This is a genomic window from Flavobacterium salmonis (genome assembly GCF_903819435.1).
Lineage (GTDB): Bacteria > Bacteroidota > Bacteroidia > Flavobacteriales > Flavobacteriaceae > Flavobacterium > Flavobacterium chungangense.
In genome coordinates, this window is record NZ_CAIJDP010000061.1 from 1 (window position 1) to 609 (window position 609).

At 36.6% G+C, this 609-nt stretch carries 2 tRNA genes and 1 rRNA gene; all 3 read right to left on the minus strand.

The window, feature by feature from the left end:
* Positions 1-95, minus strand: a 23S ribosomal RNA gene (locus tag FLACHUCJ7_RS07385); the annotation flags it as partial.
* Between the two features lie 200 nt (positions 96-295).
* A tRNA-Ala gene (locus FLACHUCJ7_RS07390) sits at positions 296-369 on the minus strand.
* A gap of 149 nt (positions 370-518) precedes the next feature.
* A tRNA-Ile gene (locus FLACHUCJ7_RS07395) sits at positions 519-592 on the minus strand.
* Positions 593-609 lie beyond the last annotated feature (17 nt).

Here is a 609-nt window from a genome sequence, read left to right on the forward strand (position 1 = left end):
GTGTGTGCCGATCCCCGTAGCTTTTCGCAGCTTATCACGCCCTTCATCGCCTCTGAGAGCCTAGGCATCCCCCATACGCCCTTATTTTGCTTATTGTACCAATCATAAATTAATATGACCGTTTTTTTTTGTTTCTTGTTATTTGTATCTCTACTATAACAAAAAACGCTTTCTACTTTTTATTATTTCTTATCTCAATATGTCAATGAACTTTATTTAGTCCAATGTCAAAAGTCGAAAGTCATCAAGTGAATCACTTTAGACTTTATGACTTTAGACTTTAAGACTAAAATCGTGGAGAATAACGGAGTCGAACCGTTGACCTCCTGCGTGCAAGGCAGGCGCTCTAGCCAGCTGAGCTAATCCCCCTTTTTTTAGTTGTCAGTTAACAGTTTTCAGTTAACAGTACTTAAAACGGTTACTCAACCTCTAAAATTTCCTTTATTTAAGCTTTTTTACAGTCTTTTTAATATTTTAATTTTAAAATCTTTCAATCTTTAAATTCTTGTCTTAAAAAGTAGTCCCGGGCAGACTCGAACTGCCGACCCCTACATTATCAGTGTAGTACTCTAACCAGCTGAGCTACGAGACTCTGTTTTACTTAATTTT